Annotated in this window: 6 protein-coding genes, 2 tRNA genes and 4 pseudogenes; 6 read left to right on the top strand and 6 right to left on the bottom strand. The window is 36.1% G+C overall.

The annotated features are described in order from the left end of the window. Positions 1-20 precede the first annotated feature (20 nt). Positions 21-659, top strand: coding sequence for a DUF4377 domain-containing protein (locus JCM15092_RS16545; RefSeq protein ID WP_024994003.1), 639 nt, complete (start codon positions 21-23; stop codon positions 657-659). Between the two features lie 46 nt (positions 660-705). Continuing rightward, positions 706-843, top strand: a complete 138-nt coding sequence (locus JCM15092_RS17200) for a hypothetical protein (RefSeq protein ID WP_159101377.1) — start codon at positions 706-708, stop codon at positions 841-843. Positions 844-1,332: 489 nt separating this feature from the next. Here the strand turns inward: JCM15092_RS17200 and JCM15092_RS15255 are convergent. Together JCM15092_RS15255 and gyrA are read right to left on the bottom strand one after the other, a co-directional pair. Continuing rightward, positions 1,333-2,549 (bottom strand): annotated as a pseudogene (locus JCM15092_RS15255) (tetratricopeptide repeat protein). Positions 2,550-2,574: 25 nt separating this feature from the next. Continuing rightward, positions 2,575-5,190, bottom strand: coding sequence for a DNA gyrase subunit A (gene gyrA, locus JCM15092_RS06770; RefSeq protein ID WP_024994002.1), 2,616 nt, complete (start codon positions 5,188-5,190; stop codon positions 2,575-2,577). Between the two features lie 511 nt (positions 5,191-5,701). On the opposite strand from gyrA, the pseudogene JCM15092_RS15250 reads away from it, so the two are divergent. The 4 genes and pseudogenes from JCM15092_RS15250 (at position 5,702) to JCM15092_RS06750 (ending at position 10,747) form a co-directional block, all read left to right on the top strand. Then, a pseudogene (locus tag JCM15092_RS15250) lies at positions 5,702-8,216 on the top strand (ATP-dependent Clp protease ATP-binding subunit). A 109-nt stretch (positions 8,217-8,325) separates the two neighbouring features. Further along, a pseudogene (gene htpG, locus JCM15092_RS15245) lies at positions 8,326-10,373 on the top strand (molecular chaperone HtpG). 200 nt (positions 10,374-10,573) lie between these two features. Then, a tRNA-Arg gene (locus JCM15092_RS06755) sits at positions 10,574-10,647 on the top strand. Positions 10,648-10,673: 26 nt separating this feature from the next. Beyond that, positions 10,674-10,747, top strand: a tRNA-Arg gene (locus JCM15092_RS06750). Positions 10,748-11,230: 483 nt separating this feature from the next. Here JCM15092_RS06750 and JCM15092_RS06740 read toward each other — a convergent pair. The 4 genes and pseudogenes from JCM15092_RS06740 to ligA form a co-directional block, all read right to left on the bottom strand. After that, complete coding sequence (locus JCM15092_RS06740; protein WP_024994000.1) at positions 11,231-12,118, bottom strand: OmpA/MotB family protein; 888 nt, start codon at positions 12,116-12,118, stop codon at positions 11,231-11,233. A 331-nt stretch (positions 12,119-12,449) separates the two neighbouring features. Further along, positions 12,450-13,865, bottom strand: a complete 1,416-nt coding sequence (locus JCM15092_RS06735) for an NAD(P)/FAD-dependent oxidoreductase (RefSeq protein WP_024993999.1) — start codon at positions 13,863-13,865, stop codon at positions 12,450-12,452. 909 nt (positions 13,866-14,774) lie between these two features. Then, a complete protein-coding gene (gene dapA / locus JCM15092_RS06730) occupies positions 14,775-15,668 on the bottom strand; it encodes a 4-hydroxy-tetrahydrodipicolinate synthase (RefSeq protein ID WP_024993998.1) in 894 nt (297 codons plus the stop codon). A 102-nt stretch (positions 15,669-15,770) separates the two neighbouring features. Beyond that, positions 15,771-17,767 (bottom strand): annotated as a pseudogene (gene ligA, locus JCM15092_RS15240) (NAD-dependent DNA ligase LigA). Positions 17,768-17,772 lie beyond the last annotated feature (5 nt).

Genomic DNA, 17,772 nt, shown 5'->3' with positions numbered 1-17,772 from the left:
ATAACAATAAATAAATACTTATGAAAAAGTTCCTTTTTATGTTGCTGTTAGTACTTGTTTACTCTATGGCATTTGTTAGTTGCATTAATGATGATGAATCAGAAGATAAGATAGATAAAGTAGAAATCTATATATCTCCATATACTAGTTTCTCCGGAGTAATACTCTCTCCTTTTGTTATTGAAGGAATGACTGTTAAGGCAAATAATAATAGTAATTATCAATTCATGGGATTTCAAGAAATTGAAGGATTTAATTTCAATCGCGGTAATGAATACAAATTGAGCGTGCAACGTACTACATTAGCAGATCCACCTCAAGATGCTTCATGTTATAGATATAAACTTATTAAAATTGAATCTGAAATTTCAAAAGGAGAAAAATCAGATGCTACACTATATATTTCATCTGAAACAGAGCCATTTAAAATAATAGATGATGCAAATATACAACCATCTCCAGGCATGAAATATAAAGAAAACGAATCGGATGAATGGAGAGTTGGACCATTTAACAGAGTATCCGGTTTTGTGTATGAGCCAGGATATAACTATGTACTCTCTGTAGAAAAAATTGTCTTGCCAGAGACAAAAGAATCATTATATCAACATATACAATACACACTAAAATCTATTATATCAAAACAGAAGGCAAACTGATCTCAGTTTTGGGATAGAATAAACAATATAACTTAAATAATATTTTATGAGAAACTTAATTTACCTTGTATTAATATCACTCTTTTCTATTTTTCAGAGCTGTGACAAATGTGATAATGAAGATGGAAAATGGGAAGCTATGAAATGGGAAAACGAAATTAAACTTCTGATTATAATAATATAATAGTTCCCGCTGCAGGTGGTGAATACACTTTCTCATGTCTTAATTATTCTCCATGGCTAATAAATGCAACAGAAATCTATAAAAATGATTGTAAAGAATTTATACGGGATAATGATTTATATAAAATTGAGACTAGTTTTGCATCAATAAAAATTATTAATAAAAAACTTATTGTTACAATTCTCCCAAATGGTACTCCAGAAAGAACTCTTAAAGTTCTTGTGACAGCCGGCGACGTCTTTGCCTATTTTACTTTTAATCAAGGGACCTTATTATGTTACTAACCAATAGCTTAATTTATATTATTCCTAAAATGCTAGTATTACTTGAGGTAGAATTTATCGAATAAAGCATATCATTTTTTATAAAAAATAGAAATATAATATATGTGAAACAAAATCTATAGTTTTCAAATAGCCACTCCATTTATACAAAAAAACGACTTCACACAAGTGAAGTCGTTTTCGTTTCTATATTGGTAAAAGAATATTAATAACCTAATTCTTTTTCTAAAGCCTCATATTCAGCTTTATTAAGTTTCCAATAGATGTTTAGAAGATAGTTACCCCAAAGCTGCTTGTTGTCTGGTTTCAACTGTTTAGCCTTTTCATAGAGAGGTTTAGCTTTCAAGTAAAGATCCTTGATCTTAGCTTCATTAGCAGTATATTTTGCATCTCCGATAGCAAGTTTTGAATTCTCCTCAACAATAGTCTGAGCTGGGAAGAAATAGCAATCGCCTAATTTTGAATAAGCTTCAGCTACTAACTCAGCATTCTTAGCTATGATTTTGTTGAATTCAGCAATTGCTGCATCATATTGTTTCTTCTCATAAAGGATGATACCTTTTACATACAAGAAATAAGGAGTCTCATTTTTTGCAATAAGAGAGTTGATTTGATTTAGTGCATCGTCCAATTTACCTTTCTGGATATAATAATCCATGATGTTTCCAACGAAATATTCCTGTTTTGGGAATTTCTCAGAACCTTCTTTAATAGTCTCGAGCCATTTTGCAGAGTCACCTGTCTCCTTGTTGCCATAAACTTCAGCAAGGCACATAAGAGCTCTATAACCCTCATCCTTATGATTCTTTCCTATTGCACCATACTTCAAGATTGCTTTATTGTCTTTCAAAGAATTAGCAGCTAAAGTTGCATAGCAAGATATCAAAGGAATCAATGTATCCTGTTTTACAACCTGGTTTTCTTCAAAGATTGGTTCGTTAACTACATCAACAAACATACCAAAGAACTTCAACGCTTTCTCATAATTACCATTGTTATAATAATCAGAACCACCGTTTGTCAAATTTGGACGAAGTTTAGCTAACACTTCAGCATTCTTTTTTCTGTATTTTGCTTTTTCAATTCGCCACTTTTCACTTTAGACTGTTCAGCCTCATCACATTTCAGATAATAATCATACATCTTAGCAAGGCTATTATACAACTTAGTTGTATCAGCTTTTCCACCTGGCAAGAATAATTTCATATTCTCTTCATCGTAAATTGATTTCTGAAAATCACCAGCAAGTTTCCATGTTTCAGGATCTCCAGCCGTTTCAGAGTTTGTCAAAGCTGGCTCAAGGATTTTTGCAGCTTCTTCAGGTTTACTTTTGTTTGATTTTGCCTCTTTTACAACGCTTACCTGAGCTTGAGCTAAGCAAGCAGTGAGCATAAGAGCAACCGTGAATAATACTTTCTTCATGATTTTACGGATTTAATAATAATATTTATTCTTCCTTATTTTCTTCATCGATAGAATCATCATCAAATGATTCGTTATCATCATACTGAGAATCATCAGTTAGGTTTTCTGTCAATATTACATCATTATCATCTGTATCCATATCTACAACATTATCCTCTTCTGATTCAGAAACTACCTTACAAACAGATCCGATAGTGTCATTTCTCTTCTCTAGATTTATCAGACGTACACCCTGAGTAGCACGACCCATTATACGTACATCTTTAACACCGAGGCGAATAGTGATTCCTGATTTGTTTATAATCATCAAGTCATTCTCGTCAGTAACTGTTTTTATAGAAACAAGTTTACCTGTCTTATCTGTGATATTCAAAGTCTTAACACCCTTACCACCTCTATTTGTCTTTCTATAATCTTCAATTTCAGAACGTTTTCCATAGCCCTGCTCAGAAACAACCATAATTGATTCCTTCTCAGGATCCTTAACGCAGATCATTCCTATTACCTCATCTTTATCAACTATATTTGGATCATTAGGATCTACAACATCCTCATCAAGAGTGATACCACGAACACCGGTAGCTGTTCTACCCATTACACGTACAGCACTCTCATGGAAACGTATAGCACGACCATTACGGTTTGCAATAAGAATCTCATTGTTACCATTAGTCATTCTTACCTCTATAACCTTGTCGTCTTCACGTATAGTGATAGCATTAACACCATTCTGACGAGGGCGAGAATACTGTTCAAGTAAAGTCTTCTTGATTACACCATTCTGAGTACAGAAGAGAACGTAATGTGAATTGATATAATTTGTATCAGTAAGAGTCTTAACGCGAAGGAAAGCTGTAACGCTATCATCCTTATCAAGATTCAATAGATTCTGTATAGCACGTCCTTTTGAATTCTTTGTTCCCTCAGTAATTTCATATACTTTAAGCCAGTAGCACTTACCTTTCTGAGTAAAGAACATCATAGTATTGTGCATAGTAGCTGGATAAATATACTCTACAAAGTCTTTATCACGAGTTTCACTACCCTTAGATCCTACCCCACCACGGTTCTGCGTACGGAATTCGCTCAATGGAGTACGTTTGATATATCCAAGATGAGAGATAGTAATAACCATCTGATCATCAGCATAGAAGTCTTCAGGATTGAACTCTTCTGAAGAGTATACTATTTCAGAACGACGAGCATCACCAAATTTCTCCTTAACGCCAATAAGTTCATCTTTAATAACTTTCCAGCATACTTCAGGATTATCAAGTATCTCTTGCAATGAAGCTATAAGTTTCATTAAATCTTCATATTCAGCATGAAGTTGATCCTGCATAAGTCCTGTGAGTTGACGAAGTCTCATCTCAACAATAGCCTTTGCCTGAATCTCGTCAAGTTCAAAACGATTCATAAGATTCTCTATTGCCTCATTCGGTGTTTTAGCGGCACGGATAATTCTTACTACTTCGTCAATATTATCTGATGCAATGATAAGTCCTTCAAGGATATGAGCACGTTCCTGAGCCTTACGTAAATCGAATTTAGTACGGCGAATAACTACATCATGTCTATGTTCAACGAAATTGCTTATAAGATCCTTAAGATTAAGCATCTGTGGACGACCATGTACAAGAGCAATATTGTTTACTCCGAAAGATGCCTGAAGAGCAGTCATTTTAAAGAGTTTATTGAGGACAACGTTAGCATTAGCATCACGTTTCAAATCAATAACAATACGCATACCTTCACGGTCAGACTCATCATTTATATATGAAATATCTTCTAACTTCTTATCTGATACAAGAGAAGCAATATTTTCAATAAGTTCCTTCTTATTTACATTATAAGGAATCTCATTAACTACTATTTTATCGTGATTTGTATGACTCTCTATCTCAGTTTTTGCACGCATTATAACACGTCCTCTACCTGTTAGGAAAGCATCTTTCACGCCACTTATACCATATATATATCCACCAGTTGGGAAGTCAGGAGCCTTAACATAATTCATCAACTCCTCTATAGTAATTTCATTATTATCTATATAAGCTACACATCCGTCAATAACCTCAGAGAGATTGTGAGGAGGCATATTTGTAGCCATACCAACTGCAATACCAGATGCACCATTAACCAATAGGTTAGGTATGCGAGTAGGCATAACAGTAGGCTCCTGAAGTGTATCGTCGAAGTTATTCTGAAAATCAACAGTCTCTTTATAAAGATCCTCCATCATCTCCTCACCGACTTTCTTCAAACGCGCCTCTGTATAACGCATGGCAGCCGGGCTATCACCATCAATAGAACCAAAGTTACCTTGTCCATCAACTATCGGATATCTCATCGCCCAATCCTGAGCCATTCTCACCAAAGCACCATATACTGAAGAGTCACCATGTGGGTGATATTTACCTAATACTTCACCAACTATTCTGGCTGATTTCTTATATGCTTTATCTGAGGTATTACCTAGTTCCATCATACCGAAAAGGATCCTGCGATGAACCGGTTTGAAACCATCTCGAACGTCAGGGAGAGCACGCGCAACAATTACCGACATGGAGTAATCTATATACGATGACTTCATCTCCTCTTCTATGTTAACCTTTATAATTCTGTCTTGTTCCAACATTTAAAGAAAATTTATTACACAATATTATTTGGTCATTCAAAAACCATGCTAAATTACAATTTTTATACAATATACGAAATAAAACCGACAAAAAAGTTAAATGCTATTATCATCAAAAAATAGCTATCCAAAAGATAAATAGTATATATAATAAAGAAGAAAAAAAGATTGCATATTTTATGTCAAATACCTATTCATTTACAAAGAAAAATAGTATATTGTCTTTGAAATATTATTATATTTTTGTAGGAATAATGAACCTCTTACGATAGTAGTTTGTTAATTACTATATATAGAATAACAAAAACATTAAAACAGCGGCTTGCTATATATAAAACTTCTTTATTTGGTAAACAATTGACTTTTTGGCACGTATTTTGTAATGTTTCTATTTATAACGAAGCAATATAGGATAAGTCATTATAGATTCCTTTTGCTTATCTCAAAAAGATACTATTGGTCGTTATAGTAGTATTCATTATTAATCTAAAAAATGGAGGATTATTAATATATGAACAATCAATTTACACAAAAAGTGTCTGATATCATAATGTATAGCAAAGAAGAGGCTAACCGCCTTGGAAACGGCTATATAGGTCCTGAACACCTGATGTTGGGACTGATTCGAGATGGAGAGGGTAAAGCCATTGATATATTGAACAATATGAATATCAATCTCAGACAATTAAAGAATGAGATTGAGAGTATATTGAGAAATGAAGCAAGTGACAATACCGACAGTGAAGCAATCAGATTTAATGAAAAAGCATCATTAATTTTAAAACTAAGCATTCTTGAAGCAAAACTCTTGCAGAGTCCTGCTTCTGACTCAGAACATATACTTCTTGCTATTATGAAGTCAAGAAACACAAATATTTGCCGTCTTCTTGAAGGTCATGACCTCAACTATGATACCATCTATAATGAGTTGAAAGTAAGCCATGAAACACATGGAGCTTCAGATTATTATGGGGATGAAGATGATGAAGATCTTGAAATGCCACCAAGCAAAAAAAAGTTCTTCAGGTCCGCAACAGACAACCAGAAAAAATCAGAAGTCTGCTAATGAGACTCCTATGTTAGATTCTTTCGGCATAGACATGACGAAAGCTGCCCTTGAGGGAAAGCTAGATCCGGTTATTGGACGCGAGAAAGAGATAGATAGAATTGTACAGATTCTTGGAAGAAGAAAGAAAAACAATCCTATCCTCATTGGTGAGCCCGGAGTAGGTAAATCGGCTATAGTAGAGGGCCTTGCACTCAATATAACTAAAAGAAAGGTGTCAAGAACTCTCTTTGACAAGAAGATTGTGACACTTGACATGACATCTGTTGTGGCAGGGACAAAATATAGAGGACAGTTTGAAGAGAGAATAAAGGAGATACTTAACGAGCTGAGAAACAACCCTAATATAATCCTTTTCATAGACGAGGTTCACACTATCATTGGTGCAGGAGCTGCATCAGGCAGTATGGATGCGGCTAATATTCTGAAACCAGCTCTTTCTAGAGGTGAAATACAATGTATTGGTGCTACTACACTCGACGAATATAGAGAGAGTATAGAAAAAGACGGTGCTTTGGAACGTCGTTTCCAGAAGATTATTGTGGAACCTACAAATCCGGAAGAGACTCTTCAGATTATTACTAATATAAAAGATAAGTACGAGGATCATCACAATGTAACTTACACAGATGATGCCTTGAAAGCTTGCGTGAAACTAACTGACAGATATATAACCGACAGATTCTTCCCAGACAAGGCGATAGACGCATTGGATGAAGCAGGCTCAAGAGCTCTTATGGGCAATATCACAGTACCTAAGGAGATTGAAGAACAAGAAAAAACTATTCTCGATTTCCAAAACAAGAAAAACGAGGCTGTTAAATTACAGAACTTTGAACTTGCTGCAAGTTACCGTGACCAAGAGAAGGAAGCAACTGCAAAGTTGGATGAGATGAAACTCAACTGGGATAAAGAGCAAAAAGAACATCGTGAAACAGTAAACGAAGAGGATATTGCCAACGTGGTTTCCATGATATCAGGAATACCGGTTCAAAGAATGGCTCAGGCTGAGGGCATGAGACTTCTTACAATGAAGGAAAACCTACTTGGTAATGTTATAGGTCAGGACAAGGCAATTGAGACTGTAGTTAAGGCAATTCAGAGAAACAGAGTAGGTTTGAAAGATCCAAACAAACCTATAGGCACATTCCTTTTCCTTGGTCCTACCGGCGTTGGAAAGACATATCTTGCTAAAGAACTTGCAAAGTTCATGTTCGGCTCTTCCGACTCACTGATAAGAATAGATATGAGTGAGTATATGGAGAAATTTACAGTCAGCCGACTTATTGGCTCTCCTCCTGGATACGTTGGATACGAAGAGGGCGGACAGCTGACCGAGAAGGTAAGACGTAAACCCTACTCTATCGTACTACTTGACGAATTAGAGAAAGCTCATCAGGATGTGTTCAACCTGTTGTTACAAGTTATGGATGAAGGAAGACTAACTGACAGTAGTGGCAGAACAGTTGACTTCAAAAATACTGTAATTATAATGACATCAAATGTAGGTACACGTCAGCTTAAGGAATTTGGTACCGGAATAGGATTCAATGCCGGCACAAAAGGAAATGATAAAGAGCATGCACGTTCTGTAACTACAAAGGCATTGAACAAATCATTTGCACCTGAATTCCTAAATAGAGTTGATGAGATAGTCAACTTCGAGCAACTTGAAGAGGATTCACTCATTAAGATTATTGATCTGGAATTGAAGGGACTGATAGATAGAGTAAAAGGGCTCGGATTCGAACTTATCGTTGATGATGAAAGTAAGAAATATATGGCTCAAAAGGGTTATGATTTACAGTATGGAGCACGCCCGCTTAAGCGTACAATACAATCATACCTGGAAGACAAGCTTGCAGAGACAATTCTTTCTGATAAGTTTAAAAAGGGAGATGTTTTGATAACATCATTTGACAGTGAAAATGAGACTATAAATATCACTCTTAAGCAGTAATTAGAATTAATTATAAAATAGTACAGACAAAATGTCAGATATTAAAATATCTGGCATTTTTTTTGCTTTAAAATAGTAAAATCAATAATAACTATAAAAATATAATATTATGCAGAAAGGTAATATTGGGGTTACAACTGAAAATATTTTCCCAATCATAAAGAAATTCTTGTATAGTGATCATGAAATTTTCCTTCGTGAGCTGGTTTCAAATGCTGTAGATGCGACTCAAAAACTCAAGACCCTTGAGTCTAAAGGTGATTTTAAAGGGGAATTAGGTGATCTGACCGTTAAGGTTAAAGTTGATAAAGATACAATAACAATATCTGATAGAGGTATTGGACTGACAGCAGAAGAGATTGACAAGTATATCAATCAGATTGCATTCTCCGGAGCCAACGACTTCCTTGAAAAATATAAGGACGACGCCAACTCTATCATAGGCCATTTTGGGTTAGGTTTCTACTCAGCATTCATGGTTGCAAAAAAGGTTGAGATTATAACAAAATCATATAAAGAAGGCGAAAAAGCAGTAAAATGGAGTTGCGACGGTTCTCCTGAATTTACATTGGAGGATGCTGAGAAAGCAGACAGAGGTACTGATATAATTCTATATATTGATGATGATTGCAAGGAATTCCTTGAACCTGCAAAAATAACTTCTCTTCTTACTAAATATTGCAGATTCCTTCCTGTTCCTGTTGCCTTTGGAAAGAAAAAAGAGTGGAAAGATGGAAAACAGGTTGACACAGATGAGGACAATGTAATAAACCAGACAACCCCTCTTTGGAACCGCAAGCCATCTGAACTTAAGGATGAAGATTACAAGAAGTTCTACCAAGAGCTTTATCCTATGGCAGATGAACCTCTCTTCTGGATACATCTGAACGTGGACTATCCATTCAATCTTACAGGTATTCTCTACTTCCCTAAGATTAAGAGTAACATCGAATTACAACGTAACAAAATACAATTATACTGCAATCAGGTATATGTAACAGACTCTGTAGAGGGTATTGTACCCGATTTCCTTACTCTTCTTCATGGTGTGATAGATTCTCCGGATATTCCTTTGAATGTATCTCGTTCATACCTACAGAGCGACTCTAACGTTAAGAAGATATCTACATATATCACAAAGAAGGTTTCCGACCGCTTGCAATCTATCTTCAAAAACGATCGTAAGGATTTTGAAGAGAAATGGGACAACCTGAAGATTTTCATCAATTATGGTATGCTTACACAAGAGGACTTCTATGATAAGGCCAATAAATTCTCTCTGATGAAGGATACACAAGGTAAGTATTACACATACGAAGAGTACAGAGAACTCATTAAGAGCGAACAGACTGACAAAGAGGGCAACCTTATCTATCTTTACGCAACAAATAAAGATGAGCAATACAGCTACATAGACGCTGCTGTAAATCATGGCTACAATGTTCTGATTATGGATGACCAACAACTTGACGTAGCAATAGTGAGCATGCTTGAACAGAAACTCGAGAAATCAAGATTTACAAGAGTAGATAGCGATATTATTGACCGTCTAATTGCTAAAGAGGATAAGAAAGAGCCTGAATTAGAGACAAATAAAAAAGAAATTCTATCATCTGTATTCCAAAGCCAGTTGCCGGTCATGAATAAGGTAGAGTTCAATGTAGAGGTACAGTCTCTTGGTGAGAATGCATCACCTATCATGATTACTCAGAGCGAATATATGAGACGTATGAAGGAGATGGCTAAAATTCAACAGGGAATGAGCTTCTACGGAGAGATGCCCGATATGTTCAACTTGGTTCTAAATGCTGACCATAAACTTATCAAGAACGTTTTGGCAGATTCAGAAGGTGCATGCAATACAGAAATCAGCCTATCAATGAGAAACTTGCAGAGTTGAGCAGTCGCCAGAATGAACTTAAGAAATCACAGGAAGGTAAAAAACAAGATGAGATTCCTCAAGCTGAGAAAGATGAACTCTCTGATATAGAGAAGAAATCATCTGAAGAAAAGAGTAAGAAACTGGGAATTCTTAGTGAATATGCAAGTAAAAACAGTACTATTCAACAGCTTATAGACTTGGCTCTTCTACAAAACAATATGCTTAAAGGTGAGGCTTTGACTAAGTTTGTAAAAAGAAGCATAAATCTAATCTGATTTTACGATAAATAATAGTTTATAATGCTAAGGCTTTGAAAATCTCTCACTTTCAAAGCCTTTTGCTTTTTAATTCATAAGTCCCCATTTTATCGTGGTTTGAGAGGGATTAATTTTCAGCAATTTTGTAAAAAAAGATACTATTACACTTGCATAATTAAAATAAGTCCGTATCTTTGCACCCGTTAAACGAAAACATTGGCCGCGTAGCTCAACTGAATAGAGTAGCTGACTACGGATCAGCCGGTTACAGGTTTGAATCCTGTCGCGGTCACTTTTTCTGATAACTCCATAATGATTGGCCGCGTAGCTCAACTGAATAGAGTAGCTGACTACGGATCAGCCGGTTACAGGTTTGAATCCTGTCGCGGTCACTTATAAAACGTACAATTTTATTGTACGTTTTTTGCTTTATGCCCCACCCGAGGCAAGTTCTGGGTCAGTCAGGATCATAGGCTCAGTCATTATTTTGATTGGCTCCAAAGTTTATTATTGGACTGATTTTAAAGAAACTTCTTCACCGGGCAAAAAAAATTCGAATTATCCGGCGATCGTATTATTCCAAAAAACCATATCTTATTTTGGAAAAAGGAAACATACTCTTTGCAAGATATTCGCGAAGTCGGCTTCGAAAAAGGTTTTATCAATGATTTCCGATTTAGCTTAAAGCTGATTACTAAAGATTTCAGATACGCTATATATCCCATCGGAACACTTTCTCAGAAACAATGGAAAAGGCTAGAAGAGGATTTCAAAAGACATGGCATAAAAGTACGTTATGAGTAATAGTAAAAAAAGCTATCGGAAGTTCCGATAGCTTTTTTACTATATGCAATATAATCTACGATAACACGCTATTATTTTTTGTCAGAAGATTCCGGAGCTTTGTCTATAAGTTCCATAAACTGATCCAATTTAGGAGTAATAATAATTTGTGTTCTACGATTACGCTGTTTTCCTAGTGCTGTATTATTATCGGCTATCGGATTATATTCACCACGACCAGCTGCAGTCAAGCGTTTAGGATCAACACCATAACTATTTTGAAGCACCTGTACTACAGAAGAAGCACGCAATGAACTCAAATCCCAATTGTTGCGAATATTAGGACGAATAATAGGATCCGTATCGGTATTACCTTCAACAAGTACATCATAGTCCTTATAGTCCATTATAATCTTAGCAATTTTACTTAATGTTTGTCCGGCTCTATCATTCACTTCATATCCCCCCGACTTATAAAGCATATTATCAGCCAAAGAAATATACACCACACCTTTCAAGACCTGGACATCCACTTCTTTAAGCTCATCACGACTTAGTGAACGAGTAAGATTGTTAGATAGTACCATATTCAATGAATCGGATTTTGATTTTGTTTCAACCAATTGTTTGATAAAGCGATTGGATGCATTAATCTCATCCACCAATTTTGAGATATTGATATTCCCCTGGGAATTCTGCTGTAAGCTTTTATCCAAAGATCCTTGCAAGGCAGAATATGCCGAACGTAGTTCCTGATTACTCTTTCTGGCTTCTGCCAAACGGTCATCAAGGCTTTTACCGCTAGCACGGCATTCAGCCAACTGAACTTGAGCATCTTGGTAAGATTGATTCAATTTGCCATTCTCTATTTGCAACGTCTTATAATCATCTTGTAGACCTACAAACTGTTTCTTACTTACACAACTGGTAAATAACAGGCAACCTACGAAAAGAGAAACTGAAAAAATATAACGTTTCATATTTACTATATTTTTGGTTAATATAATCTCATTCATTACTAATAACGCACTACACCTAACGTTAGTTATACAAACATACATAAATCTAGCATTACAAAAGAATTTATTATTGATAAGTAACAATATATTAGATTCTTTAAAATGTTAAAAAAGGAATTCATTAACTTATTTCATATGAATATTTAAACCAAATATAGCTTAAAATGAGAGCAAATGGTATCTTATTAAATAAGAAACCGAGTAACGATATAGTATTATCATCACTCGGTCCAATAAAGTTAGAATGAGGTATTTAAATAGTTAGAGGCTTTTCACAAAGCCTGAAAATATATTATTTTAAGCGATCCAACTCTTCCAAAGCATCATTCTTCAAAGCCATAATGGAAGCAGCTGTGTCTTCGCTTTCTTCTTTTAAAATATCTTCCGCCCAATGGGTATTGGCCTCTATGCGCTCACGTTCACGTATTTCCTTAGCCTTACGGGAATAAACAATCATGCGCAAGGACTGATCGTAAGTGAAGTAATTCCATACCCAATTCAAGAAAACAACAAGCTTATTGCGAACACCTAGAATAGAGCGTAAGTGAACCACAAGCCACACTACCCAAGCAAACCAGCCATGCATCTTTATTTTACTAAATTCTGCAACAGCACGATTGCGACCGACAGTAGCCATTGCTCCCAGATTAGTATAACTGAATGCTTTGGGTTCCTTACCTTTAGAAATCCGAACTAGATTCTTAGCCAATAACTTCCCTTGTTGAATGGCAACCTGCGCCAATTGTGGATGTCCATTAGGATAATCTTCATCGGCCAATTGAATACATTGATCACCAATCGCAAAGATATTATCATAACCTTCTACACGATTATAAGCATCCACTTTTATACGATTGCCTCTACCCATTACTTCTTTAGGTATATTTCCTATAGTGACACCTTTCACACCACTCACCCAAATAAAAGTACGAGTGGCAATCTCACTACCATCCCCCAACATTACTTTGTGATCCTGATAGTCCACTACCATCTTATTGAGTAGAATATTCACTCCCATTTCACGAAGGAATTGTTCGGCATGGCGAGAAGACTCTTCAGACATAGCGGAAAGTAAACGCGGTCCCGCCTCAACCAAATAAATATGCATTAAGCTGGTTGGCAAGTCCGGATAGTCGTTTGGAAGCACAAAGCGTTTCATCTCAGATAACACGCCGGCAATTTCCACACCCGTTGCACCGCCGCCCACAATAACCACATTGAGTAATTCCTGCTGTTCCAGTTTTGTGGCACACGTAAGTGCCCGTTCAAGATTGGCAAGAATAGCATTCCGCAACCCCATTGCTTCAGAAACAGTTTTCATAGGCATTGCTTCAGCTTCAATATGCTTGTTACCGAAGAAATTACTTGTTGTTCCCGCTGCGAATACTAAATAATCATATTCAGCCTTACCTATGGACGTTTGAATCATTTTACGTTCCGGAAAGACTGCCCGTACTTCCGCCATACGAAAGAAGAAGTTTTTTCTTCTTTGAAAATTCTTGCGGAAAGGGAAAGAAATAGAGCTCGGTTCTATACCTGCCGATGACACTTGGTAAATAAGAGGTGGAAATTGATGATAATTATTCTTGTCGAATAATACGACTTGAAAACCAGACTTCTTTAACTTGTTGGCTAGAGTTAAGCCGCCAAAACCACCACCTACAATAACTACACGTTTTTTTTCGTTTTTTGCAATGTTAAGACTCATATCTACATGCTTTTTATGCTTTTTATAATACCTATTGTAATCTGTTTTGTTCTGCAAAATTAGGAAAAAGCTAACATAAAAACATCATAAAACACAGTTCAAAATCATTTTTATCCAAATTAGATATAAAGAGCTTTGATTTTGCCACATAGAGGTTGCATTATACGAAATTTGTTAATTCCGTATTGCGCAAAAATATGATATATGTGTAATACTAACATAACACAAGATAGTTTGATCACTGAATAGTTAAAAGCATCACCATCTTCAAAGGCCAAAATCAAGACACAAAAGAAAACCAGCAATACTCATTCAGTTCATTTTTTTTGCATATTTATTCTGCATTGATTCATTTTGCACGATTACAGATTTTTGTTATTAAACAATATTTTTAGTGTTTTGATTGTTAATAGTAGAAAACAAAATAAAAATGAAAAAGAATACTCATGGGAATACTCGCTATTCTATGTGCTTTATTTACATTTACCTTTTATATTGGATCAATTCCAAAAGCCTGTAGTTATAAAAAAGAAACAACGTAAAAAGTTGAGAAATACATTTTTCTATGCTTTGGGATTATTATCCTAAGGCTTAGTTTTATTATCCTAAACCTTAGGATAATAAAACTGAAGTTCAGCACAACAAAATTGATAATATAATTTCTGACTATTCCACCTACTAACCAAACAAATATTTCTTGCTGTATTGGTTTCCTTTCAATTAATCTCAACCTTTACTTGGTAAGTAAAAAGGGCTCAACAGATATTTTTAAGTTGTTTTCATCCTTATTGATGTAGTCAGTTGCAATACTCTATTTGCCATAAAACAACAAAAATCCTAAAAAAATAAAAAAGTCCCACATTACTCTATAATGTGAGACTCCCAATATAAGTTATATTTTGAGCTATATCAGCATTTAATATTCAATTCAGCAAGAATAGCGCGCATCTTCTCAAAAGTAGTGATACGTGTAGGAACAAGCGGCAAACGAAGTTTATTCTCTATCAATCCCATAACGTTAAGCATAGCTTTCACACCTGCAGGATTACCGTCTACGAAAAGAAGAGAGAAGAGCTCTGTAAATTTATGATGAATCGTAAGTGCATTAGAATAATCCCCCTGAATAGCAAGACGAGTCATACGACTAAACTCCCTAGGGAATGCATTCCCGATTACAGAGATTACACCTACAGCTCCCAGTGTAATAAGAGGGAATGTAATTCCGTCATCTCCTGAAATAACATTAAAATTTGCAGGTTTATTCTTAATGATATCATCCATCTGAGTAATATTACCCGACGCCTCCTTAACAGCTACAATATTCTTAAAGTCTCTGGCAAGACGAAGAGTAGTCTCTGCAGTCATATTCACTCCGGTACGTCCAGGAACATTGTAAAGTACTATAGGTAGCTCTGTTGCCTCCGCTATAGCCTTATAATGCTGATAGATTCCCTCTTGTGAAGGCTTATTATAATATGGTACAGTAACCAGAACAGCATCAACGCCTGTGAAATCATCATTCTTCAATGTCTCCACAACAGTGCGTGTACAATTGCTACCTATGCCTAAAAGTATAGGAATACGACCGTTAACCCTTTCGATAACCACCTGTTTTATCTTATCTTTCTCCTCTTTTGTAAGAGTTGGAGTCTCGGCAGTGGTGCCAAGAACACATAAGAAATCAGTTCCGTTCTGAATCTGAAAATCGACCAAACGAACAAGTGAGTCATAGTCTACGCTATCATCTTCCTTAAAAGGAGTAATCAAAGCCACTCCCATTCCTTTTAATTTTGTCTGTATCATAAATAATTTATAACTTCTCGTATAATTGCTAACAAAAGTACAAATATTTTCTATTTTCACTAAATAAATGACATAATATTTACTAAATAAGCATACATTACATCATTCTATCATATTAAGGAATTCATCCTCGCTGACTATTGGCACTCCAAGTTTCTGAGCTTTCTCCAGTTTACTTGGTCCCATGTTATCTCCGGCAAGTATAAATGATGTCTTTCCAGAGATACTGCCGACATTCTTTCCACCGTTCTTCTCAATAATATCCTTATACTCATCTCTTGAATGATGAGAAAAGACTCCACTAATAACAATAGCTTTGCCTTCAAGCTTATCCGAATAGTTGACTTCCTCTTCTTTAGCACTCTCAAAATTAAGTCCGGACCCTTTAAGTCGCTCAAGAATATCAATATTCACCGGCTCTCTGAAGTAAGTTATGATACTTTGGGCTATTCTACCACCAATTTCATTCACCTGCATAAGCTCATCAAGTGTGGCTTGCATAAGTTTTTCTATAGATGGGAATGCCTTGGCAAGTAGCTTGGCGGTTGTCTCGCCGACAAATCGGATACCAATTGCAAAAAGTACTCTTTCATATGGTACATTGAGAGATTCTTTTATGCCTTTTATAATGTTTAATGCCGATTTTTCACCCATCCTATCAAGACCCACAATTTGGTCTGCAGTAAGAGAATAGAGATCTGAGATATCTTTTACTAAACCCTCTTGATATAGAAGATCCACCGTTTCAGGCCCCAATCCATCTATATTCATAGCCTTACGGCTGATAAAATGCTCAATTCTTCCTTAATCTGGGGAGGACAGGTCGAATCATTAGGACAATAGTATGCCGCTTCACCCTCATACCTTACAAGTTCACTCCCACACTCAGGACAATGAGTGATAAAATTCACCTCTTCACCAGCCATAGAGCGTGCTTCTTTGTCTACGCCAACAATTTTTGGTATAATCTCACCACCTTTCTCTACATAGACCATATCGCCAATATGCAGATCCAAACTCTTTATAATATCCGCATTATGAAGTGAAGCACGTTTCACAACCGTTCCTGCCAGTTGTACCGGATCAAGGTTGGCAACAGGAGTTACCGCCCCTGTTCTTCCTACCTGGAACGTCACCTCATTAAGTCGTGTACACTCTCTCTCAGCCTGGAACTTATATGCTATAGCCCAACGTGGAGATTTAGCCGTAAAGCCCAAGTTACGCTGCTGACGATAAGAATTTACCTTTAGAACTATTCCATCGGTTGCGACAGGCAGATTTTTTCTCTCAACATCCCAATAATTTATGAATTCATAAATCTCATCAAGTGTTTTAGCCTTACGCATCTGATCGAAAACCTTAAATCCCCAACTTTTGGCCTTAATAAGATTTTCATAATGTCCATCACAAGGGACATTCTCACTAAGTAGGTAATATAGGTATGCATCCAACTTTCGCGACGCCACTACAGATGAATTCTGAAGTTTTAAAGTTCCTGATGCTGCATTTCTTGGATTTGCAAAGAGAGACTCTTCACGCTGCTCACGCTCCTTGTTTAACTCATCGAAAACAGCCCAAGGCATCAAAATCTCTCCTCTTATCTCAAATTCATCAGGATAATCACCTTTATTTAGTACAAGAGGTATGGAACGTATGGTCTTTACATTTTCTGTAACGTCATCTCCATGAGTGCCATCCCCACGTGTAACAGCCTGAACAAGCTTTCCATTCTGGTAAGTGAGCGAGATAGATGTACCATCGAATTTAAGTTCACAACAAACTTCAAAATCTTCATTGAGTGATGTCTTCACCCTTTGATAGAAATCAGCCACCTCAGCAGCAGAATATGTATTACCAAGAGATAACATAGGGTATTTATGATCTACTTGCACGAACTCCTTGCTGATATCACTTCCTACACGCATGGTAGGTGAGTTTTCATCGTAATATTCTGGATGCGCAGCTTCCAAATCCTGCAACTCGCGCATCATGAAATCAAATTCCTGATCACTGATTTTAGGAGAATTCGATACATAATAATTATAATTGTGACGGTGGAGCTCTGCTCGCAGCTCGTCTATCCGCTCTTGAATTGTCATAAATG

Source organism: Phocaeicola paurosaccharolyticus JCM 15092 (genome assembly GCF_000613805.1).
Taxonomy (GTDB): domain Bacteria; phylum Bacteroidota; class Bacteroidia; order Bacteroidales; family Bacteroidaceae; genus Phocaeicola; species Phocaeicola paurosaccharolyticus.
This window is presented reverse-complemented; position numbering and strand designations above follow the sequence as displayed.

Bases quoted from the DNA above. Each gene is read 5' to 3' on its own strand.
- JCM15092_RS16545 (WP_024994003.1), top strand. From the start codon at position 21: ATGAAAAAGTTCCTTTTTATGTTGCTGTTAGTACTTGTTTACTCTATG.
- JCM15092_RS17200 (WP_159101377.1), top strand. From the start codon at position 706: ATGAGAAACTTAATTTACCTTGTATTAATATCACTCTTTTCTATTTTT.
- gyrA (WP_024994002.1), bottom strand. From the start codon at position 5,190: ATGTTGGAACAAGACAGAATTATAAAGGTTAACATAGAAGAGGAGATG.
- JCM15092_RS06740 (WP_024994000.1), bottom strand. From the start codon at position 12,118: ATGAAACGTTATATTTTTTCAGTTTCTCTTTTCGTAGGTTGCCTGTTA.
- JCM15092_RS06735 (WP_024993999.1), bottom strand. From the start codon at position 13,865: ATGAGTCTTAACATTGCAAAAAACGAAAAAAAACGTGTAGTTATTGTA.
- dapA (WP_024993998.1), bottom strand. From the start codon at position 15,668: ATGATACAGACAAAATTAAAAGGAATGGGAGTGGCTTTGATTACTCCT.